19 protein-coding genes are annotated in these 23,409 nt (G+C 42.3%); 4 read left to right on the top strand and 15 right to left on the bottom strand.

The genetic code is table 11. The features are described 5' to 3' along the window. Nucleotides 1-153 precede the first annotated feature (153 nt). A complete protein-coding gene (locus OLM34_RS01260; protein ID WP_264404675.1) occupies nt 154-1,365 on the top strand; it encodes a transposase in 1,212 nt (403 codons plus the stop codon). A 16-nt stretch (nt 1,366-1,381) separates the two neighbouring features. Here the strand turns inward: OLM34_RS01260 and OLM34_RS01265 are convergent, their stop codons facing one another. The 3 genes from OLM34_RS01265 to OLM34_RS01275 form a co-directional block, all read right to left on the bottom strand. Next, nucleotides 1,382-2,737: an MATE family efflux transporter gene (locus OLM34_RS01265; RefSeq protein WP_264404677.1), complete on the bottom strand. Its 1,356-nt coding sequence runs from the start codon at nt 2,735-2,737 to the stop codon at nt 1,382-1,384. Nucleotides 2,738-2,955: 218 nt separating this feature from the next. Beyond that, nucleotides 2,956-3,573 carry a polysaccharide deacetylase family protein gene (locus OLM34_RS01270; RefSeq protein WP_264404678.1) on the bottom strand — a complete coding sequence of 206 codons (618 nt, stop codon included), beginning with the start codon at nt 3,571-3,573 and terminating at the stop codon, nt 2,956-2,958. Nucleotides 3,574-3,635: 62 nt separating this feature from the next. After that, complete coding sequence (locus OLM34_RS01275; protein WP_264404679.1) at nt 3,636-7,103, bottom strand: glycosyltransferase family 117 protein; 3,468 nt, start codon at nt 7,101-7,103, stop codon at nt 3,636-3,638. Between the two features lie 558 nt (nt 7,104-7,661). On the opposite strand from OLM34_RS01275, the gene ndk reads away from it, so the two are divergent. Together ndk and OLM34_RS11420 are read left to right on the top strand one after the other, a co-directional pair. After that, nucleotides 7,662-8,123, top strand: coding sequence for a nucleoside-diphosphate kinase (ndk, locus tag OLM34_RS01280; protein ID WP_264404680.1), 462 nt, complete (start codon nt 7,662-7,664; stop codon nt 8,121-8,123). Between the two features lie 54 nt (nt 8,124-8,177). Further along, the gene (locus OLM34_RS11420; protein WP_320051497.1) at nt 8,178-9,191 is read left to right on the top strand and encodes a peptidoglycan DD-metalloendopeptidase family protein; all 1,014 of its coding nucleotides are present in this window, start codon (nt 8,178-8,180) and stop codon (nt 9,189-9,191) included. Between the two features lie 40 nt (nt 9,192-9,231). Here OLM34_RS11420 and OLM34_RS01290 read toward each other — a convergent pair whose 3' ends face one another. Then, complete coding sequence (locus tag OLM34_RS01290; RefSeq protein WP_264404682.1) at nt 9,232-10,362, bottom strand: lipid II:glycine glycyltransferase FemX; 1,131 nt, start codon at nt 10,360-10,362, stop codon at nt 9,232-9,234. A 402-nt stretch (nt 10,363-10,764) separates the two neighbouring features. Between OLM34_RS01290 and OLM34_RS01295 the strand changes: the two genes are divergently transcribed. Then, the gene (locus OLM34_RS01295; RefSeq protein WP_264404684.1) at nt 10,765-11,277 is read left to right on the top strand and encodes a ferritin-like domain-containing protein; all 513 of its coding nucleotides are present in this window, start codon (nt 10,765-10,767) and stop codon (nt 11,275-11,277) included. Nucleotides 11,278-11,626: 349 nt separating this feature from the next. On the opposite strand, the gene cobO is transcribed toward OLM34_RS01295, so the two are convergent. The 11 genes from cobO to OLM34_RS01350 all read right to left on the bottom strand — a co-directional run bounded on the left by cobO (nt 11,627) and on the right by OLM34_RS01350 (nt 23,389). Next, the gene (cobO, locus tag OLM34_RS01300) at nt 11,627-12,142 is read right to left on the bottom strand and encodes a cob(I)yrinic acid a,c-diamide adenosyltransferase (RefSeq protein ID WP_264404686.1); all 516 of its coding nucleotides are present in this window, start codon (nt 12,140-12,142) and stop codon (nt 11,627-11,629) included. Beyond that, the gene (locus tag OLM34_RS01305; protein ID WP_264404688.1) at nt 12,143-12,403 is read right to left on the bottom strand and encodes a hypothetical protein; all 261 of its coding nucleotides are present in this window, start codon (nt 12,401-12,403) and stop codon (nt 12,143-12,145) included. It abuts the gene before it with no gap. Next, nucleotides 12,400-13,053: a class I SAM-dependent methyltransferase gene (locus OLM34_RS01310; protein WP_264404690.1), complete on the bottom strand. Its 654-nt coding sequence runs from the start codon at nt 13,051-13,053 to the stop codon at nt 12,400-12,402. Before OLM34_RS01310 ends, OLM34_RS01305 begins: the two co-directional genes overlap by 4 nt. A gap of 340 nt (nt 13,054-13,393) precedes the next feature. Further along, nucleotides 13,394-15,682 (bottom strand): TonB-dependent receptor, encoded by a 2,289-nt coding sequence (locus OLM34_RS01315; protein ID WP_413777174.1) that lies wholly within the window; start codon nt 15,680-15,682, stop codon nt 13,394-13,396. A gap of 88 nt (nt 15,683-15,770) precedes the next feature. Further along, nucleotides 15,771-16,148 carry a hypothetical protein gene (locus tag OLM34_RS01320; RefSeq protein WP_264404691.1) on the bottom strand — a complete coding sequence of 126 codons (378 nt, stop codon included), beginning with the start codon at nt 16,146-16,148 and terminating at the stop codon, nt 15,771-15,773. A gap of 232 nt (nt 16,149-16,380) precedes the next feature. After that, nucleotides 16,381-17,202 carry an N-acetylmuramic acid 6-phosphate etherase gene (murQ, locus tag OLM34_RS01325; RefSeq protein ID WP_264404692.1) on the bottom strand — a complete coding sequence of 274 codons (822 nt, stop codon included), beginning with the start codon at nt 17,200-17,202 and terminating at the stop codon, nt 16,381-16,383. A 76-nt stretch (nt 17,203-17,278) separates the two neighbouring features. Further along, on the bottom strand, nt 17,279-18,121 hold the full coding sequence (locus tag OLM34_RS01330) for an ATPase (protein WP_264404693.1): 843 nt from the start codon (nt 18,119-18,121) through the stop codon (nt 17,279-17,281). Nucleotides 18,122-18,266: 145 nt separating this feature from the next. After that, nucleotides 18,267-19,442, bottom strand: a complete 1,176-nt coding sequence (locus OLM34_RS01335; RefSeq protein ID WP_264404694.1) for an acyltransferase family protein — start codon at nt 19,440-19,442, stop codon at nt 18,267-18,269. A 25-nt stretch (nt 19,443-19,467) separates the two neighbouring features. Then, on the bottom strand, nt 19,468-20,706 hold the full coding sequence (locus OLM34_RS01340; protein ID WP_264404696.1) for an exo-beta-N-acetylmuramidase NamZ family protein: 1,239 nt from the start codon (nt 20,704-20,706) through the stop codon (nt 19,468-19,470). 25 nt (nt 20,707-20,731) lie between these two features. Further along, the gene (locus OLM34_RS01345; RefSeq protein WP_264404697.1) at nt 20,732-22,063 is read right to left on the bottom strand and encodes an MFS transporter; all 1,332 of its coding nucleotides are present in this window, start codon (nt 22,061-22,063) and stop codon (nt 20,732-20,734) included. A gap of 3 nt (nt 22,064-22,066) precedes the next feature. Further along, nucleotides 22,067-23,389, bottom strand: a complete 1,323-nt coding sequence (locus OLM34_RS01350; RefSeq protein WP_264404698.1) for a SpoIID/LytB domain-containing protein — start codon at nt 23,387-23,389, stop codon at nt 22,067-22,069. Nucleotides 23,390-23,409: the final 20 nt, after the last annotated feature.

Here is a 23,409-nt window from a genome sequence, read left to right on the forward strand (position 1 = left end):
TGTTTTTTTTCTGCGTTTCTTTTAACAATAGTTCGGTAAATATTCAATTAACTAATTAATAATCAATGTTTTATATAACATAGTTTAGCATAAAAAAGAAGGTTAAGTAGCTGATATTCAGTATCTTTATAGTAATATCAAAACGCTGTAAAGATGGATAAAACCAGCATACTTAACCAATATAGGAGTATCTGTAGTGATGTTTTAAATAAACTGACTACGAAGTTAAACAAAAGTTTCAAATCGTTCTTTATGGAGACATTAGTTTTATACATAATCATACCCGGCAGGATTAATTTCCTCCAGATGGGAAGATATGGCTCTTCGTGTGAACAGCGTTTTCGCCAGAACTTCTCGAAGGATTTTGATTGGCTTGCGTTTAACCTTTCCTTGTCTGAAAGGATATTAACCGGAGATCGTAAGGCAATAGCCATTGATCCTAGTTTTATACCCAAAACAGGAAAGAATACTCCCTGGATTGGTTACTTCTGGTCGGGTACAGCCGGACAGGCAAAAAGAGGATTAGAGATTCTGGGAATCGGTCTCATTGACATTGACAATAAAGATTGCATCAGTCTTCAGGCAGTTCAAACGCCGGACAATCAAACTCTGGAAAGCAATGATGTCAACCTGATTGATTGGTACCTTCAGGTACTTAAATCAATGAAGAATAAGCTCCAAAATGTAAGTCGGTACGTGGTAGCTGATGCCTATTTCTCCAAAACCAATTTCGCTGCCGGTTTAGAAGAACTGGACTTCCATCTTATTAGCCGTTTCCGAGATGATGCCGTTTTATTTTACCCTACACTGGAGAAACCAACGGGCAAAAGAGGCAGACCTAAACTCTACGACGGTAAGATTGATATGGCAAATCTTGATAAATCTAGAGCTGAGAAAATCGCCATCGACAATGGAGAGCTTTATACTCTGATTGCCTACGCTAAATCACTGAAGCAGAGGGTACGACTTACCATTTGGTATTCAAAAGACGGGAAAAAACCCAAGCTGTTTTTCTCTACCGATCCTGCTATGAGCGGTAAAGATGTAATAGAATACTATCGTACCCGTTTTCAAATTGAATTTTGTTTCCGTGATGCCAAGTCTTTTACAGGACTTATGCAATCTCAGGCAAGGGATGTTTCAAAGCTTTCTTTCAACTTTAATGTATCTCTAGCTACAGTAAACCTAGCTAAGGTTTTAGCGAAAGAAAGAGGTATTCCTTTTTCAATGGCATCGTGTAAAACGATGTTACACAATGCCTTTCTGCTTGAGCGATTTATTTGCGTGTCCGGAATAAAGCCGAACAGAAGATTAAATGATAAACTTGTTAAAGAACTCGTCGAGTTTGCAGCAATTGCTGCATGACTCGTATATTAAATAATTAACGAACTATTGTTTTAATGAATTTCCGAAAATTCACAAACAGCATATAAGCAGCAACCAACGAGGCCAGCAAATCGGCCGCAGGCATACTGTACCACACCCCTTTTAATCCGTAAATAGAGGGTAAAGTTAGTAAAAAAGGCAACAAAAAAAGCAGCTGACGGCTCAACGATAAAAAGATGGCTTTCCCTGCCATTCCGATGCTCTGAAAGAAATTGGTAACGACCATCTGAAATCCCACAATAGGAAAAAAGACGAATACGATGCGTAAACCTTCAACTGCCAATTGAATCAACGTCTGATCCCGTGTAAAAGCAGAAGCCACAACTGAAGGGAAAAATTCCCCAATCAAAAATCCGATCGTCATAATGCCAATCGCCATAAAGATAGTAAGCTTAAGGACTTCATTAACACGTTTATAATTGCGCGCACCAAAATTATACCCTGCAATAGGCTGCATCCCTTGGTTGAGCCCCATCGTTACCATTACAAAAAGGAACGAAACCCGATTGATGATACCGTAAGCCCCTACGGCCAAATCTCCGCCGTGTCTGATCAATGTTTGATTAATGATGATAACGATAACGCAGGAAACGGCATTCATCAAAAAAGGAGACATGCCGATAGCCATCGAATCTTTTATGATTTTTGGATCGGGCTTGAAAATACCTTTCTGCAAATGAATAAAATGATCTTTGTTGCTGAACAGCTTTATTTGCCAACCCAACATTACAATTTGTGAGATAACGGTTGCCAGTGCACTTCCCTTGATTCCCCAATTGAAGACGAAAATAAATATAGGAGTAAGCACCGCATTCAGCACCACTGATGCCAATGTGGCATACATTGCCTTTTGCGGCATGCCCGACGAACGCAATATGCCGTTTAATCCCAAGTAAATATGGGTAAAAACATTCCCATATAAAATAATCTCCATATAATCGTGTGCATAGGGCAATGTAACCGAACTTGCTCCAAAGAAGCGAAGAATTGGATCCAGAAAAATCAGTGAAACGATCATAAATGCCAATCCGAGAACCACATTTAAGAGAAATACATTTCCCAAAATACGATTGGCCGAGCCATAATCTTTTTGTCCTAGCCTCACCGACATTAATGTGGATGCTCCAGCTCCAACCAACGAGCCGAAAGCTGCAGAAAGATTCATTAAAGGAAACGTTACCGCCAAACCCGAAATGGCCAATGCTCCCACGCCATGACCGATGAAAATACTGTCGGTAATATTATATAACGACGAGGCAACCATCGCCACGATTGCCGGCAACGAATATTCTATAAGCAAGTTCCTGATTTTTTCCGTACCTAATGTTATGGGTAATCCCTTTTTCTCCATCTCTCTATCTTTATCGAAAATTTCTCGCAAAATTACAAAAAAAAGAAGCAAATCCTGCTTTAAAAAAGCCTTAGCCGGAAAAACTGTTCGGTTAAACAATCAAATAAGTAGCAAAAAAACGTATTTTAGCTGTTTCGAAGCGAGTAGATTGCCACTTTCGACAAAACAAATAAGCAAGAAACAAAAAAGTGGAGGTTTGGTCAATCCGAATTCCTTGATCAATGAATTAACCCAAAAGAATACCCCTCACGCTTAAGCCATTCAATAGCCAACGGAAGGGCATATCGCACGTTTTTTTCTGCTTTCAACGAATCGTGGAACACAATGATAGAACCGTTTCGCACATATTTTTTTACATTATCGAGTACTTTCTCCGGAGTCATATGGTTACTGTAATCACGCGTAACCACATCCCACATAATCAGTTTATATCCTTTTTTCTTTAGAAGGACAAATTGAGGGAAAAGGATATGACCGTGAGGCGGACGAAAAAACGGAGATTGAATATACGAATTTGCTTTTTGCGTATTGGCAATGAAATCGTTGGTATTATGCTTCCATCCTTGTATATGATTGAAAGTATGGTTGCCGGTCTGATGCCCCTTTTCAAGAATCTGACGATAAACGGAAGGATGTTTCCTCACATTATCTCCCACGCAAAAAAAAGTTGCTTTAACACGATACGTGTCGAGTACTTCCAAAACCCAAGGAGTAACTTCAGGAATAGGACCATCATCAAATGTTAAATAAACCATCTTTTCATTGCCGTTTTTTATTCTCCAAACAGCACCGGGATAAAAAATTCGATAAAACAAAGGAGGCTGTTCTATAAACATATAAAATCAAATAAAAAGGCCTCTTCCCATTTTATCCCATCGAAAAAGGCCTTTTATCGTTATCATTTCACGTTACCGTACTGTTCCAGTAATTTCGGATTGAATTGCTGCATCAACTTCAACGTCTTCTGCACATTTTGCTCATCCATCTTCCGGCTTGCGGAATCTGCACCGGAACTATAAAATCCGCGGATAGACACATTGGTAATTTCCTGTACCACGGAATCACCCAGCGGAGTAATGCCTCTTGTATAATAAAATTGTGCCCGTTGTAAAAGATCGTCTATCAGCGGCTGATATTTTTCCTTATCGTATTGTTGATAAATAGAGGCAATCAGCAAAAGCGGATCCAGATTATTCCTCGAAATATCGATCCACGAATCGGCCATCTGTTGAGGAGTGAGTCGATCGAACCACGCCAAATTGTGGTCGATTCTTTCGCTGATTTCATCAATAAGAGCTTGTCCCTTTTCAGCGTGTCCCAACTGATAATAGGCTCTGGCCATCAACAATCCTTCCGTTCCGTAGGGTACCGCTTTCGATGGCATAACCTCGATACATTTATCGAGAGCAGCAAGCGCTTTATCTTTTTTGCCTTCATTGATTAATGCCTCGATCAATTGCGAAAAATACATACGAAAGGTATACACCATATTCCTGCACGTAACGTCAAGATAGATTTCCGGATCTTTATCGATGCCGCCCCATCTGAATGTATTCATCATAAGGTCATAAGCAACCTCGGTATTCACTCCGTTACTGAGCGGTACTCCCGGTGTTATCCGATAAGCAATTCCTTCGAGTGTTAAATTGTTCCCCACGGGAGCGTATAAATTTCTGTCCACGGTTACCGCATACGAGATCGGACGTTGCCAATTATCGTCGTTGATGTTGGTAAGCATTTCCAACACCATCAACTCTTGTCGGTAGGCTACCGATTTATTTCCAAGATTGACATACATACGGTTTGCAGGTTTGGAATGGAATGTCGTCCAGTTTACTTTTGCCGTATCCACATCGAGATACAAAAGATTGCCGGGAATAATCGGTTCATTATCCAACGACGGAAAAGGATTCTTGGGCGTCGCATTGTTTCCGGTACGCAAGTTCTCCATTGTTTGTTTAAGCGGAATGGTATCCTTAAACACATTCGTGTCGTAATACAAATGATAAGAAACCGCAGGGATATTATTTTGTTGCAATATATGCTCAATCTCTTTCCTTGTCAGAATATAAGCATGGGAACCCGCATCACTTGCATAGCGCTCCCTCGGCCATTTGATGGGCAGGGGTTCCGACTCATATGCCTGACGCAGCATCTGATCGACATACCATTCCGTTTGCAGATAACTTAAATTACATGCACGGGTATCGGTCCTGAATCCTTCCACTTCGTGCAGATACCATAGCGGGAAGGTATCGTTATCACCATTACAAAAAATAATGCCGTTTTTGCCCACACTGTTCAAATAATTCATCCCGGTATCTCGCGCCATATATCTTCCCGAACGATCATGATCATCCCAATTCTGAGCGGCCATCCGGATAGGGACAAAAAGACAGGCTATTGTGGCAAGAGATGCCGCTGCTGCCGTATTTTTTAAATATTCCCTCAAGAATAAACTAATCCCGGCTACTCCCATTCCCACCCAAATGGAAAAAGCATAAAAAGAGCCGGCATATGCATAATCCCGTTCACGCGGTTCAAAAGGAGTTTGATTGAGATACATGACGATGGCTATTCCTGTCATGAAAAACAGCATGAAAACGATAGAAAAGCTCTTAAACCCTTTTTCTTTAAGTGAAAGTTGATATACAATTCCAATAATACCCAAAAGAAAAGGTAACATGAAATAAACATTGCGACCTTTATTATCGGCTACATCCGGAGCGATATTATCTTGGGGTCCCAGCCCCAATACTTTATCATCGATAAAAGGTATGCCCGTAATCCAATTCCCCTTGGTAATTCCTCCATCGCCTTGAATATCGTTCTGTCGGCCCGAGAAATTCCACATGAAATATCGCCAATACATGTAATTCAACTGATAACTGAAGAAAAATCGAAGGTTTTCCAACATCGTGGGTTTTTTATTTGGATCGGTTACCCCTCCCCATTGGCGGTATCCTATTATATGATTGTTATAACCCGGATTGTTGGTCGTGGAATGCATACGGGGAAAAAGCATCGAGTTGGTATATTTGTAGGTGGGCGAAGTAGAAACTACCACATACCGATCTTTTTCTTCGGGTGATTTTTTAATTACTTTCCCGTATCTTTTTTTCTCACTCGCTATAACCGGCGTGCCGTCTGCCTTTCGTTCGATTTGAGAAGCATACGTATGACCATATAAAAGCGGCGTTTCGCCATATTGTTCGCGGTTTAAATAACTGGCCAACGAAAAGACATCTTCGGGAGAATTCTCGTCCATCGGGGGATTGGCACTCGAACGAATGGGAATAATGGCATAAGCCGAAAAACCAATCAAAATAACCAATAAACAAGATATGGAAAGATTGATGAATTTGAGATTCATTTTTTTGTACCGGAAAACCAAATAAGCAGCCACACCTATCAAAACAAGCCATAGCAGAACACTATCGCCCATGAATAAGATTCCCGACATGGCCAGGCTGATGAGAAAGGTTGTTTTGGCGATTGCGGGATTCGGATTATCCTTCATACTCTCCAACAGTGTCCATACAATACAAACAACCAACACGGCAAGATAGATGAATAAACCGGTATTGTAGGGTAAACCCAACATATTTATAAAGAACAATTCAAACCATCCACCCACTTTGGTAAATCCCGGAATAATGCCGTACATCAAGACAAAAATCAGCACAAACGAAATCAATAAAGCTCCCAATCCGCCTTTCCATGTAACCCTTTCGTTTTTCTTATAATAATAAATCAGTACGATGGCAGGAATACAAAGCAGGTTCAATAAGTGAACGCCAATGGAAAGTCCCATAACATAAGCAATCAAGACAATCCATTTATCGGAATGGGGTTTATCGGCATTGTCTTCCCATTTTAATATCAACCAGAAAACCAATGCCGTCAACATAGACGAAAAAGCATACACTTCGGCTTCTTCCGCCGAAAACCAAAACGTATCGGAAAAAGTATAAACCAAAGCACCGACGATACCACTACCCATTACGGCAATGGTCTGTGCAAGGGTAAGCTCCGTTTTGTCTTTACTCAACACCAGTTTCCTCGTCAGATGGGTAATCGTCCAAAAAAGAAACAGAATGGTAAAGGCACTGAGCAAAGCCGACATGGCATTTACCATCTTCGCAACTTGAGTCGGGTCGGACGTAAATTGAGTGAAAAGATTACCCAACAGCATAAAAAAAGGAGCTCCCGGTGGATGACCAATTTCCAACTTATAGGCAGAAACGATAAACTCGGGACAATCCCAAAAACTCGCCGTAGGTTCAATAGTCATTAAATAAACGACGGCTGCAACGGCAAAAACTGCCCATCCGGTGATGGTGTCGATTAATTTATATCGTGTCATTATCGGCAAATGATAAAATAATTCATGTATATACGCGTTTGTTCCTTCTCATGAAAAGGATTTCTATGCGCAAAAATACATAAAACTATCTATAAACCATCATTATTTTCGGTTGATTTATGCCGTATGAGAGGAAATAACCGAAAACAGCTCATCTACATGTTTGAGTGTTCGTTTCATAATATATTGATTTTTATCTATTTATAAATCCAATCACCCCATTGCTTGATCGCAAAAATATCACCCGTGTTTTAATGTAAATTTTTTTTGAAAATGTGTTTTTGACAACTACAATACGATTCATTTTAATTTGTAGTTAATTATCTTTTAAAGCTTTCAAAATATTTAAAATATGCTGCAAAACATGTTTTGATATATCTATTTATTAAACAACCACTTACAAAGAAAATTCACATTCTTCATCTTTTCTTCGGCTTTTTGAAGCAAAATTTACTTGCCATTTTTTTGGACGAAAAAAAAGAAAAAGTTTACTTTGGCATCAATTGAAGAAAAAAATCGGTAATTAAGGTCTTTTTTTAATAAGTTTTTACAAGCTCAATGCAAAAAACATTAGTGATCCTAAAACCATCTGCTATCCAGCGAGGCTTAGTCGGCGAAGTAATTTCCCGATTCGAAAAAAAAGGTCTTCAACTCATTGGAATGAAAATGATATACTTAACAGATGAAATTTTAGAGGAACATTATGCACACTTAAAAGATAAACCGTTTTTTCAACGTATCAAAGAGTCAATGAAAGTAAGTCCGGTAATTGTTTTGGCATTAAAAGGCGTTGATGCTGTGGAAGTGGTGAGAAAAATGGCCGGTATCACCAATGGCAGAGAAGCTCAACCGGGGACCATCCGGGGAGATTACAGCATGAGCGTTCAGGAGAACATTGTACATGCCTCCGATTCGCCGGAAACAGCTCAAACAGAATTAGAGCGATTTTTTTCAACAACGGAACTGTTTAATTATCCGCAATTGATGCATCCGAATATTTATGCAAATGATGAGTGCTAATTGCAACGGACGATTTTAAATTAAGATTGAAAACGTATTTTTGAAACGCAACTTATGGAAGGAGAACGTATAATTTCCAAAGGAAAAGTTATTTTATCGACAACATTCCTTTTTATCGGGTTAACAGCTTTCTCACAATCGAAACCTACAAAAGACACAACAAGGCCCGAAATCATTTACAAACAATCGCACAGCGCAAACGATCAAAAATCAAATTTATTTGCAGACGGGATAAAACTCAAAATGGACATGTCCGTTTTAGACGAAGCAGCAGTAGAAAGAGAAGAATTTAATCCTGCCGAGATTCCCGCCGACGATATCTACGGAGGAGTTTGGAGTAATACCCATGTCAATGCTTACGGATCTTCGGTAAATGTACCCGATTCTTTCTGGGTAGATTTATCGAATTTTTCGATCCCCTGCACGGGTTATATGACATCCAACTTCGGCAGAAGAGGCAGTAGAAGATATCATTACGGGGTTGACCTCAAGGCAAGAATCGGGGATACCATTTATGCTGCTTTTGACGGAAAAATCAGGGTAAAAGATTATGAACGGGGAGGTTATGGTAATTATATCGTAATCCGTCATGTTAACGGTCTTGAAACCATTTATGGTCATCTGTCCAAATTTCTGGTAAAAGAAAATGATTTTGTTAAATCGGGGCAACCTATCGCTTTGGCAGGGAATACCGGTCGTTCTACCGGTCCGCATCTTCATTTCGAAACCCGTTTTTTGGGACGTCCCATTAATCCGAACTTCATCGTCGATTTTAACAATAAAGTATGTCATCGCGACGAATATGTAGTAACTCCTTCCAGCTTCAAAAAAACTACAGCGAGCAGTAGATCGGTACTCAAACCGGGAAAGAGCTATCAAGCTTCAGCCGATGACAATAACACCAACAAATACGTTTCCGGTGAGGTGAAATATCACCGAATCAAAAAAGGGGATACATTAAGCGGGATTGCCAAACGTTACGGCGTTTCTGTTAAAAAGATCTGCAATTTAAACAACATTACGACAAAAACCACACTACGCCCGGGTAAATCGTTACGAATTTCCTAGTGATGCTGATTGAAATGAACCATCCCCATAAATAATCGTGTCAACTCAAATGATAACCCTGACCGTTGATTTCCGATGCGCGAAAAAGTGGATATTTTTCTTCATCCAACGGATAATCCCAACAACCCAGACTATGGTAGATTTCACCACCGAAGCCTACTTTAAATTTATAGAGCCCGTAAAGGGGATGCGAGGGATCGGCCGAAGGCGAAATACCAAACATGTCATACTCTGTACACCCATTGGCTTTTGACAATTGGATGGCTTCCCATTGTAATGCGTAAGTGGCCATCAAATTACGGTGTTGCGACGAAGAAGCTCCATAGAGATAAGACCCTCTGTTGGCCGTCATCACCAAAAACATGGCCGCCAACGGCTTGCCATTCCATTCGGCCATCAATAAACGCACATCTGCAGGCGATTGGCTATCTTCGGCTTTTGCCTGAAGCACCGCTTCAAAATGTTTGATATCATTAAGCAAGAGGTGATTTCGTGCAGCCGTTTCTTTGTAAAGCCCATACCAACTATCCAAGCCCTCGAGTCCCATCGATTTTACTTGCACTCCCTTTCTCGACGACAAACGAATGTTGTATCGCGTCTTGGGCTTCATCTTTTGCAAAAGGACTTCGGTATCCGGCCTTAAGTCCAAGTAAATGGTATTGGACGGCAAGATGTTAAAACAGGCTTTTTTGAAATTCCACCGGTGGGTATTGAAATTGAAACGAAATTCCTGGGTCAACGAATCGGGATGTCCCTTCCATGCCCCGTTATCGTCAAAATATTCTTCGTCTTTGGCCCAATACGACTGCCAACAAAGATCGTAACGAATAAGGATGCAGTCTTTCGGCAAAAAAGGGCGAATACTTTCCGAAAGCTCTTCCAAAAACAGCCCATGAAATTCTTCAGCAGGCTCAAGTTCAGGTCCATAAGGGATATATGCGATGGAATGGCAACGATCAATCTGCCATATTATAACCAATATATCGGAAGAAAGAATGGTTTTGTCATCCTTCGGTCGATAAAAAAGATCCGATTGTCGTGCTTTAAAATTAACAGCCAGTGTATCTGCACCAAGTTGCGCTTTCACATCCGACCAGAAAGCCGTTTGCTGCACAATCGGAGTTTCGTACAATTCTTCTGTCTCTTTGCGATGAATATTGAAAAGCATCATTCTCTCTTTTTTATTTTACTAATCTGCAAAGATATTAAACATAAACCGGTTGGCAAAAGAAAAGAACGTTTCCTCTTTTGAACGCCTCTTATGAGAGAACGGCGGAATCCATGCCGGAGAATTGCTGCCAAAGCGTCCCGAATCAATCATCCTCCCGACAAATATTGCAAAAAACAGGCACACCTGAAGCCGTGCAACCCTTTTTCGGCAGTAAAGCAACTGTTAGCGTTTCACATCGAATATAACAGAAAAAATGATATTGGACTGAACATTTAGCGAGAGTTTGGCGTTTAATCAGTGTTTGAAATGCACACGGATAATCTAAAGAAAACATTACATACCATTATAATACTGTTAAAAAAACAATTTAAGTAATTATTAACCATCTAAAATTTAGAAAAAATGGGAAAAGAAGGAATTAAAGTAGCATCCGTCGATGTTGACAAACTGTTGGAAATGCTCAATGCAGCTCTCTCTGAAGAATGGTTGGCATATTATCAGTATTGGATTGGCGCCCGATTGATGGAAGGCCCAATGAGAAGTGAAGTTGAACCCGAACTTTTGACTCATGCCAAAGAAGAATTGGAGCATGCCGAAATGATCGCCGACAGGATCATTCAATTAGGCGGTACCCCTGTCATCAATCCAAAAGATTGGACCAAACTGGCACGTTGTCCTTACGACGAACCGGCCGACCCGTACATTGAAGTCATTCTTAAACAAAACCTGAGAGGGGAACGATGTGCCATTCAACGCTATCAGGAAATTGCGAATTTTACCGCCGGAAAAGATTTTGCAACGCACGAAATGGCAGTTGAAATCCTCAACGATGAGTTGGAGCACGAAGAAGATATTGAATCTTGGCTGACCGACTTAGATCGGATGAAAGAGGAATTCAAGAAAATCAAAATGTAAACGAATTTTTGAGACAGGTACAAGCTTGGCAGCATGCTGTAAAACAGGAGAAGCATGTCCTGCGAACCGGCTAGCCGACAAAAAAACTTACCCGTGAACACCGAAACCGAAAAAATGACCGGTCGTGTCGGCGATTGCATTACGATAGAAGAAATTTTATCGTAAATCGGAAACCAAAAAAATCCCGAATGATAATTTTTCACTCGGGATTTTTTTTGCCCTGTTCGGAAAGTTTCCGCTAATCCGCATCGAAGAGAAATCTACGCTGAAGACCATTATCTACGGAGATATTCAATTCCTTTTCGGCGCCGTCCGGGCGATAACACGCACAAAGGATATCATGCAGTCCTCAATATTCTATACCTTTTCGGGCGGGAATGCCTTTGGTGTAATAATGCTTTATTTCTTTCATCTCGGTTACCAAATCGGCTATTTCGATTAACTCACCTGGAGCATATCGTCCGGTGATTACGATCTCCGTTTCTTCAGGCTTCTCCCGCAAAACGGCAATAAGTTCTTCAACCGAAAACAGCTTGTAATGAAGCGCAATGGTTGCCTCATCCAACACCACCACATCGTATTTCCCGGAACGAATAACGACTGAGGCTTCCTCGAGCCCTTCTTTCGCCGCCTGAATATCTTCCGACGTGGGCTCATCCACAATAAAGCAACCCCGTCCGTATTGTTTGACCGTAATCTCAGGAATATACCTGTTTATGGCAGCGATTTCGGAATAAATCTTCCCTTTGACAAATTGGGCAAAATAAACTTTTTTCCCTGCGCCAACAGCTCTCAAAGCAAGTCCCAGTGCTGCGGTTGTTTTCCCTTTACCGTTACCGGTATAAACGTGAATATACCCTTTCATTCAATTCGTATTTTTACAACTGCTGCAAGCATTGGATATTTTGATGCAAAAAACGGAAGGATATTTTTTCATGAATTCGCGCATACTGCCGGTCAATATTTCCATCACATCATCATACTCACCTGCAAGCAAAGTACTCATCGTTCCTGTTTCCAAGCTGATTTTAGGGTTTTTGCCTAACACATCAAGAAATTCCTTCACAGGCGTTTTATAATCGTCTGTCAACGAATAGTAACTGATTTCCAAGCTTATTTGTATCATTTTTTATTTTTTTGTACCAGTGTCGCTATAAAAGCAGGATGCACGGTATCTTGTTTATCCGTTCCATCCAACAAATCAAAGGAGGGAGAATAATACACCCCGAACCGCAAGATAGGAACTCCAAAATACGATAAATATTGCCGAATTTCATCGGGCGTATAAAAACGGACATGTTGGTATATTTCGTCCGAGTTTTTCTTCTTACCCAATTCGGATAATGCATTCAACCACCCGAATAATAGATATCCGTCCCGTTTCAACACGCGATCCGTTTCATTGAAAATTTTATGGATGTCTTCTACAAATTCCAACATGGTAATGGAAGCTACCACAGAAAAGCTCTCATCTTCAAAAGGAAGTGCAGCTGCATCCGCCCGCAGAAAAGTGGCACACGCAATGTCTTTTCTTCGCGCTTGCGAAAGCATTGCTTCTGACGTATCGATGGCCGTTATCCGAAAACCTTCTTCGCAAAAAAACGTTGTCCAGTGGCCGGTACCGCAACCCAGTTCCAACATATCGCCACGAAAAGGGATAGAACGCAGCAACTGCCGTACGACCGATTTCTCAATCCGGTCAACAGCGCTCCCTTTCTCGCTTTCATAAAATTGGTCGTAATTCCGAGCTACGATATCGTCACAAAAAACATTCATAAGGCAAGACAAAACAATTAATCAACAATAAAGAACATTCACCGAAAGATTGAAGTATGCCGTTTCTGAGGGAACACCATTACCGTGAGTGCACCTTAAAAATCTATTGCGCAGATAATAAATCATTTATTTTTCATCTTCCAATAGAAGTTCATCCGATATGGCAAAGATACTATTTTTATATATACAGAGAAAGAAAAAGAAGACCCACTCCACGTATGCTTTTTCGGGTGAAGTGGGTCCGGCGTTTTTCAATCCCTTTCAATCCCGATAATCCGGCACTGCATCCACTATTGGTCCGACACCAATTTGTATGGCTTGTACCATGATTATCCGATTCTCAGAGGGAGAATTTTAAACCCGCAAAAAAGGTTCGCGGCAAGGAAGGCCCGTACATGTATCCCGAATCCCTGAAAGGTCCCTGATCAAAATCATTCTGATAACTGTTGAATATATTCTGCACGCCGGCATTCAATTGCAATCGTGTATTCAAAGCCGGTTTAAAATTATAAGCCATTTTAAACGACAAATCAAAAAAAGACGGTGTGACAACTTCTGCATCTTCGGGAATGAAACCGGCAAAATGCTGTACCAACATACTGCCCGTATAAATCCCCGATAGCGAAAAATTCAATTTATCTTTCATCGAATAATTTGCCGTAAAATACCCGTACTGATCGGGAGTACGGAACATTCGACGCTGCGGAGCGATATTTTCGTTATCGCTCCAAACTTCCGGTTCGTCGTAGGTACTTTTCTGAAAAGTTGCCCCCATCTGAAACTGAAGCGAACGATTTGGCACAATTTTCCCTTCGATATTGACCCCTTTAACTACTGCTCCCGATCCGTTTCTTCGTTCCAAAAGAAGATTATCCTGATCGTCTTTACCTATTTTTTCGAGTAAAAAAACATACTTCAAATGGGTATAAAAGCCTTCAACCAGTAAGTTAGTCTGTACAGCACCAAAAGCATTGTAAAAGTCGGCAGAAAAATTAACCGTATTCGATCGTTCTTCTTTCAAATCGGGAGCAAGCCGGATAATGCTAACCTCACCTCCTACGGCTGTAATATGCAGGTCCTCATCAAAAGCCTGAGGTGCCCTGAAGCCGGTCGAATACCCTGCACGAAGACCGATGAACAGTGTAGGACTGTATCTTACGTTGAGGCGCGGACTAAAAATGGCATCTTTTATCAGATTATGCTTATCCAAACGGACCCCCAACAAAATACTCAGCTTTGCATTCTTCCACTCATTTTGCAAAAACAGGCTTTTGGTATTTACCTCCTGATTCAGCAATCGGTCGTATCCCGGCATTCGATCCGTCATTTCGTTATAAGTATACTCCTGTCCGAGAGTCAATTGTGCCGGCATAAATCCCAACGTATCCATCACAAAATGATATTGAATACCTTGTACTAAGGTGTTGTCATCCGTCTTTCCATATGCATTAACGTCGTGTTGCGCACCGTAATAACTTTTACGATCGATGAGTTGACCCGATAAGTAAACACTCAGTTTATGTTTATAATCCGTCGACGAAAAATCATAGCCTATGTTTGCCGAATGAATGTTGTGTTCGGTTTGCTCGGTTATATCGGTTTCATGAGGAGGCTCGTCAAGCAGATTTCCTCCACGGCGAAATTCGTTAATCGTATGATATTCCATGGTGAATTTATGATGAATGTTTACATTATAATAGGCATTCAATCCCAAATTTTTGCTATCCAGTTTAGCAATTTCGGTAAACCCGTCACCATCGTAGTCGAATCCGTCCCGATCGCGCGAGGCACCGAAAAGCACCACACCCGTTTTCATGTCTTCGGATACCAACGAAGCATTCAGCGACAAATTATTATCGGCCGTACTGCCCCCTGTTAAATTGGTCGTATTGGATACCGAAAGCGAATTGGATTTCGGTTCTTTCGTAATGATATTGATGGTACCGGCAATGGCATTCGATCCGAATAATGCCGAACCGCCTCCACGCAACACCTCCACCCGTTCAATCATATTGGCAGGAATTTGCTCAATGCCGTACACCCCGGCAAGGGCGCTGAAAACGGGACGACTATCGATAAGAATCTGCGAGTAAGGCCCGTCGAGGCCGTTAATCCGTACCTGTTGAAATCCGCAATTCTGACAGTTGGTTTCAACACGCAAACCGGGTTGAAAATTCAACCCCTGAGCTAACGTAACCGAATTCGTATTTTCGAAAAGCAAGGGCGTAATGACGTTAACAATCACGGGAGCCTCTTTGCGTTTCGTCTCCGTTCTATTGGCAGAAACAACCACTGTCGCCAGCATAATCGGGTCTTCTTCAATTTCGAAATTGATTTCCTGCGTTTCGCCTCTTTTTAATTCGACAACCTGTTCAACAGTCTTATATCCCATGCCGGATACAACCAGCACATGTTCGCCTTCCGGCAGATTCTTTAAATAGTAATGGCCGGACAAATCGGTCGCCGTACCAACCGTTGTACCTTTCAACGTAAGGGTAACATAAGGAATATGCTTCTTTGTCGTTTTATCGATAACATGTCCGAAAATATTGGCATCGGTTCCATTCTGCGAAAATAGCTTTACCGATGCCGAGAATATGAATATAAAAATCATTATATATTTTTTCATTATAATAAGTGTTAAAAAAATTACACAATATAAGGGTATGGCGTCTTGATACAGACACCACAAAAGGATGAGAAAGAAAAAAAATCGACTAAATCGAATAAAGTGTGTAATTTTTTGAAGGAGGAGCCCGCAAACCGTTGGACCGAATAAGTAGCTGCTGAAAATAGAAACCGCTGTTTTTTCGGTATTTATGATGATGTAAATAGCGGTTGAAGACCTGCAACGCGATGATGGCAAATAATCCCGTAGAGAAGAAATGCGATAAGAAAGAGATAACGCCAAACGCATGGATGCTGTGCTGGTGAGTTGGTGTTTTATTTTCCGCAGAAGGAAAATAAAAGTGGGAATGGACAACCGTTTTCCCGTCAACAATGTGAGTATGCGGAAAAAAAGACGTGCTTACATAATAACTTGCAAAAAGGGCAAGTAAAAAATAAGCCGAAATTTCTTTAAACCGTTGTCCCATTAGAAGTTCAAATGTGGGAAATGATGCTCCATATTCACTCCCTACCCTACCTGCTCGAACGCTTTTTGCATAGGGAGGTGCAGGGCAATCTCCTGCCGAATGAACTGAAATTTTTTAACTGTTTTCAATTTAACCTTCTTCCCTGAAAGGTTTCATAGAGATTTTACAAAGATAATACTTTTTATTTATAATGGATTTAAATAATAAAATAAAACGGCCGTCATAACCGACATTACGGAAGATTTTTTCGATAACTGTCGATAGCTGCTTTTACCGAACCGTGAAGCAACAAAAGGTTTTTGGCCTGTTCGTAACTGAGTCCCAGCTCCTCAACCAACATGCGTGTACCTCTATCGATCAGCTTTTGATTGGTAAGCTGCATGTTCACCATCCGATTTCCTTTCACCCGACCCAATTTGATCATCGTCGTCGTACTGATCATATTCAGCACCAGTTTCTGCGCCGTTCCGGCTTTCATTCGCGTGCTTCCTGTCACATATTCAGGTCCTACGATCGGCTCGATCTTGATTTCGGCTTCAGCCGCAACAGGCGAATCGGGATTGCAGCAAATGGCTGCCGTAAGAATACCGTTCTCACGTGCTTTGCGCAAAGCACCAATTACGTAAGGGGTTGTTCCCGAGGCAGCAATACCTACAACCGTATCGTTTTTATTGATGTTATAGGCCTGCAAATCTTCCCACCCTTTTTCCATATCATCTTCGGCGGCTTCCACCGGATTGCGCAAAGCAACATCGCCACCGGCTATGATACCGATTACAAAAGTATTGGGCATGCCATACGTAGGCGGAATCTCCGAGGCATCCAATACCCCCAGCCTTCCGCTGGTACCGGCACCGATATAAAACAATCGTCCCCCACGTTTCATACGCTCTACCAGTCCGGCAACCAGCTTTTCGATTTCGGGAATGGTTTTTTGTACAGCCAAAGGTACTTTCTGATCTTCCTGATTGATCTCTGTAAGAATTTCGCGTATCGATTTCTTTTCCAAATTATCATACAACGAAGATTGTTCCGTTATTTTAACAAAAGCCATATTCTTTCCTTATTTAAAATGCTCTAAACCGATTTTTCCTCTCCTCGACCAACGCAGCATCTCATCATGTTAAGAGTCAGTGCAAAGCATAATACCCAACCAACCCTTCCATTGGAGAAGCATAGATGGTTCCGATCCGGATTCCTTTACTATCTGCCGTTTCTTTTAAATAATCGGCATAATGAAAAGCAATCGATCCCACAAAATTAACCTTATTTTCCCGATAATGATACTGCATGACATTTCTTTCAAAAAAATCGGAAAAATTGGTATCGACGATGCGTCTTATGGTAGGATCTTCGATGTTTTCCAAAATAAACGGAGAAAAACTTGCCAAAAACCGACTCGGAAACGGTTGTTTATACACACGGTCGATAATAATGGCTTGCGAAAGCCCATATTGTTCAAGCAACTTTTCTTTCAAACCCGGAGAGAGTCGGTTTTTGAGTGCATCACTTACCAACAATTTCCCAAAAACGGCCCCACTGCCCTCGTCTCCAAGGATAAACCCCAATGGAGGAATGTGTTTTACGATCGTTTCCCCATCCCATTCGCACGAATTGCTGCCCGTACCCAGAATACAGGCTATCCCCGCCTCATGACCACACAGTGCATGAGCAGCACCAACCAAATCGCTATATACCTCAATGGTTTCTACCGGCAACGATTGATAAATCGCATTACGCACAACGGCTGTTTTTTCGGGGATGCAGCCACTACCATAAAAATAAACAGCATCTATCGGCCGGTTTTTCAATAGAGGATATACATTTTTTTGTATTTCTTCGGTAATTTCATCCTCCGACTGATAAACCGGACTGATACCCTTACCCGTAAATCGAAAAAGTATTTCCCCGTTTTTTGCCACACACCAGTCGGTTTTTGTAGCCCCGCTGTCGGCAATCAAAATCTCTTCCATAATTTTATCATTCAAATAGCGAGTCCTTTTTCAAAAGCAGCTTTCGATCCTTTCGCAATTCATAACGCATTGAATATCGACAGCCTGTTTTCGCCAAAATTACCTCCACCAATTTTCGAAGCGGACTCGATACCGCAACCGATCATCAAATCTTTATGTAGATATTCTTTTTATACAACAGATAGCCGAATGCCCAGCAAAGCGTCACAAACAACAACGCATAGAGCAATGAGCCAAAATAATTGCCCGCCCACGGCTGAAGCAATACCGTATATATATATCCTTTCAGGGAAAGGGTTTCACCCAAACGGGAAACATGAATATTGCCGACAACATTTGCCAATACTCCTGCCAACACATAAATAAACAGCGGATTCACACCGAAAGCATGGAAAAAACGACTCCACTTCTCTTTCTTTTCGATATCGATAATCCAGATGAGCAATCCCAACAATTGCGCCGCAAAACCGGTGGTAGTGAGAACAAATGTCGGACTCCATATCTTTTTGTTGATCGGACATCCATACTGAAGGAGCAACCCTGAAAAAGCAAGAACGGTTCCCCATATCAGGATCTTCTCCACTTTAACGTGATGGTCGTTGTTCTCCACAATCAGCTTACCAAACAAAAATCCGATCAATACGTGAGCAATGGAAGGAAGGGTGCTCAACAGCCCTTCCGGATCGAAAGCAATGGGATTGCCTGCCGCATCCACATCCTTATACATATGATTCACACCAAGAACCGCCTTATCAACAAGGGCAATGATATTGTTCTCCGATTTCTCGAAACCGTTCCCCAACAACAACATCAGGAAATATCCTACCAGCAGGGTTACAATCACCCAAATCAGCTTTTTGTGATCGAACAGCACCGCAGCCAATGCCGCAAAACCATAGGCAAGAGCCAGTCGTTGCAAAACACCCAAAATGCGCAAGGTATCGAAATGGGCAGCGGCCGCCGCCATAATATTTTCGCCGGAAGCCAAACCGCGGCAGAACGAACCAAACCAATTTAAAGCCAGCCCGATGAGGAAAATCAGCACCGTTCGGCGCACAATTTTCAGGATACACGCCTTTGTGGGACGAAAATCGAATTTCCGCAGCGAAAGAAACGTGGATACGCCCATGATAAACATGAAAAACGGAAATACCAAGTCGGTGGGCGTCAGTCCGTGCCAAGGCGCATGACGCAAAGGAGCATACACATATTCCCACGAGCCGGAATTATTTACCAGTATCATGCCTGCTATGGTTATCCCCCGCAAAATATCGAGAGAAAGCAGGCGCTTGTTTTGTTGAGAAGCGGCAACCGTATTCATAAGTTATTTGTTAAGTTGTTTTGAATCATCGGTAAAGATAATATTTCTTGGCTAGTTTGCCGAAAGACGCTTCGTCTTTCGTCCAATACGATTGAATATCGGCAAAACGGTGGTTTTTGGAAAATTCTTTTCGAATGAAATCGGTACCACACACCTTGTCGAACATTCCGAAACGATTCTCGTCGGCATGATCAAAAACCTTTTTATCGGGATAAAGTTGTGCAGCCACTTCCATGACATGGAACTGAACATCCGACAAACGCGCTTTATCGAAATCGCGCAAATACACCTGCACACCATGCAAATTCTTGCCCTGACCCACCGAATAATAGGGTTTTAAATGAACAGGACGAAAAACGATACCCGGCAATCGTTTGGCATTAAGTGCTTTAGCAAATTGTTCCGCATCGATCCATTCGGCCGCGAATATTTCAAAAGGAAGCGTATAACCCACGCCAATAGACATATATCCCAATTCTCCCAAGATTCCCGAAACGGGATAAAAATAGGCCGAATGGGCAAAAGGAATATGGGGCGAAGCCGGTACCCAAGGTAAACCGGTATCGCCGAAATTCATTTTTCGCCGCCATTTTCTCATTTTCACTACCGTCAATTTGCATGGTTTATCGCCCATGAATTCACGGTTAATCAACGTTGCCAACTCTCCACAGGTTAACCCGTAAACATACGGAATTTTCAACTGACTCACAAAAGAGAAAAAACCCTCCTCTACCAGGCAGCCTTCTTCCTTTAATCCTCCCAGCGGATTCGGACGGTCGAGAACGATAAATTCGATGCCGTTCTCGGCAGCAGCCTGCATAGCCAGGTACATAGTAGAAATATACGTATACGAGCGACAACCGATATCCTGAATATCATACACCAACGCATCCACACCCTTCAGCATTTCCGGTGTCGGTTTGCGTGTGCTGCCATAGAGCGAATATACCGGAACGCCGGTGTTGGGATCGGTAAACGTATCCACCTTGTCGCCGGCATACACATCTCCGCGCACACCGTGCTCCGGACCATACAGAGCCACCAGCTTCACACCCTGAGCTTCGTGCAAAATATCGATGGTCGATTTAAGCTGATTATCTACGCCGGTCGGATTGGTAATCAACCCGATGCGTTTCCCCTGTAAAACCTTGAAACCGGTTTCTTTCAACACTTCAACCCCGGTTTTCACTTTGATCTTTTGGGCGAAAGATACTGTTGCAATCAGCCAACAACCTATGGCCAGTAGCCACATTGTTTTTTTCATTCGATTAGCTGTTTTATTGATATAGTTATTGATTATCGATTTCTTTCACTGCCTTTTCGTCCTTCTTTTTCTTTCCTTTTCCGAAATCGGGGTCGATTTTCAAGAAAGGAACAACAACCAACGTCGGAATGGAACACAGCAAAATAAAGATAAAGAAATTGTGATATCCCAATTGTTCCTGAATCCATCCCGCCGCCATTCCCGGTAACATCATCCCCAACGCCATGAATCCGGTGCAAATGGAATAATGGGCAGTCTTATGTTCACCTTCCGAAAAGTAGATCAAATACAACATATAAGCCGTAAAACCAAAACCGTAACCAAATTGTTCAACGGCCACTCCCAAATTAATCCATATCAAATTCTCGGGATGATAATAAGACAATAAAATATAAACCACATGCGGAAGCGTGATGCTCAATGCCATAGGCCACAGCCAAAACTTTAATCCCTGACGCGAAGCAACAATTCCTCCCACAATGCCGCCCAAGGTGAGTGCAATGACCCCCACCGTTCCATAGACAATCCCCACTTGTTCGGTAGTCAGTCCCATTCCGCCCACATTTTTTGCGTCGAGCAAAAACGGCGAAGCCATCTTCACCAACATGGCCTCACTCAACCGGTACAACAGCATAAAAGCAATGGCCAACCCGATTCCTTTTTTTGTGAAAAAAGAAACGAACGTTTTCCCGAATTCCGTCAGAATACCTGTCACTGTTGCCTCAGAAACGCCTTTATCGCTTGCCGGTTTGGGCAAAATAAACTGATGATAGAGAAAAAGAGCAATGAACAATCCGGCAACGATAAAAAACACGATGCTCCACGCGTAAGGAATTTTTCCCGTTACTCTCTCGAGATAACCGGCAATAATAACCAACACACCCTGTCCGAAAATGGTTGCAAAACGATAAAAGGTACTTCGGATACCGACGAAGAACGATTGCTGCGAATCGTCCAAAGCCAACATGTAAAAACCGTCGGCCGCAATATCGTGGGTAGCGGAACTGAAAGCCATCAGCCAGAAAACAGCCAGCGAAGCCTGAAGATAAAATGGCGTAGGCAGAATAAAAGCGATTCCGGCAAATCCTGCACCGAGGAGCAACTGCATGGTTACCACCCACCATCGTTTGGTTTTAAGGATATCGACAAAAGGGCTCCACAAGGGCTTGATCACCCACGGGAGGTAAAGCCAGCCGGTATAAAGGGCAATTTCGGTATTAGACAATCCGAACCGTTTATACATAATTACCGACACCGTCATCACCACCACATAAGGAATGCCTTCGGCAAAATAAAGGGTGGGCACCCATGCCCACGGAGAGCGTTTTGTTTTCTGTTTTAAGGATGAATCAGCCATGTTTCAATATGTTATTTCGATTTCCGAACCGGGGTAATAATGCGCCAATATTTGTCGGTAATCATATCCTTTTTCCGCCATCATGGCAGCACCAATCTGACAGAGTCCGACACCGTGCCCCCACCCTGCTCCGGTAAACACAAACCGCCCGGGGATTCCGTTTTCGTCGATATCTTCGGCATCCACTACAAAAGCCGAACTATAGAGATGAGAGCGCGATAACGTGCGGCGTATTTCCAACTCTTTGCCGATAATCATTTCGTGTTTCGTACCCCGAATTTTCAGCCGAACAATTCGTCCGGAAGTACCTCGCTGTATAGGAATTAACTCAACAATTTCGCCATAATCGATACCCGAGCGTTCGTGGATAATCGCAGCAAGTTCGCTCTGCGAATACACCACTTTCCAGCGATAAAAATCGGCCGTTTCCCGATCATAATCGTTCAGTACCTGTTTCAACACGTTCACATCTTGCGTATTGCAAAAGGCAGGAGGCGACGATCGAATCCACTTTTGGGCCTCTTCTTCATTGGTCAAGTCGGGAAGCACAACGTTATCGTCCCTATCGGCTTTCCCTTGCAAATACGGATGCACAACAGGTTCCCACACATTCTCGAAAGTTTCCGTGGCCCCCCCGCAACATTTATAGAAGCGTGTATCGCAAATCGCCCCCTCATACACCAGTACCCTTCCCCGCGTTTCTTCGACTGCTTTTGTTACCAGCTCGGTCGATTGTCGGGTGATTCCCTGATAACGCTGACAATGATCATCGGCACACACATCAAAGTGGGCATGATCTTCGCGATCGTACCAGCGTATGATTTCATGGTCAGTGCACACCTGCGACGTGTTTTTTGCGCACATATTCCCATCGTTCTTATTTTTTCGAATTTGAGCCAGCAACCAGCTCCGGGAAATCACGGCATGCGCTTTCAGCAACGATTCGGAAGACGTGGCACTCATTTCCGACGAAATCACGCTGGTAAGATAGTCTTCCAGCGAAACCCTATTAACCGCCGTAACCCCATTACCCTCTACAATAAACTTCAATCCACCCAAAAATCGCTGATCTTCCTTCCGTTCCCAATGAAAATTCACGCCGATAATCACCCCTTTCAATACAAAGGAATCGGTATGAACATGGCACGGTTCGAGCACCATCTCATCGAAAAGCTCCTTCCCGAAAAGAATTTTTCCTTCTGAAAACGCTACGGAATACTCTCCGGGCCCGATTTCATTCCCATTCAATCGATAAGGCGTCGACAGCGAAAAATCGATGCGGGGTTGCGATAACAAAATACCCACCTGAATAAAAGGTTCTTCCATCAATCCGATAATTATCTGTT

This window comes from Anaerorudis cellulosivorans (genome assembly GCF_025943985.1).
GTDB classification, from domain to species: domain Bacteria; phylum Bacteroidota; class Bacteroidia; order Bacteroidales; family Dysgonomonadaceae; genus Anaerorudis; species Anaerorudis cellulosivorans.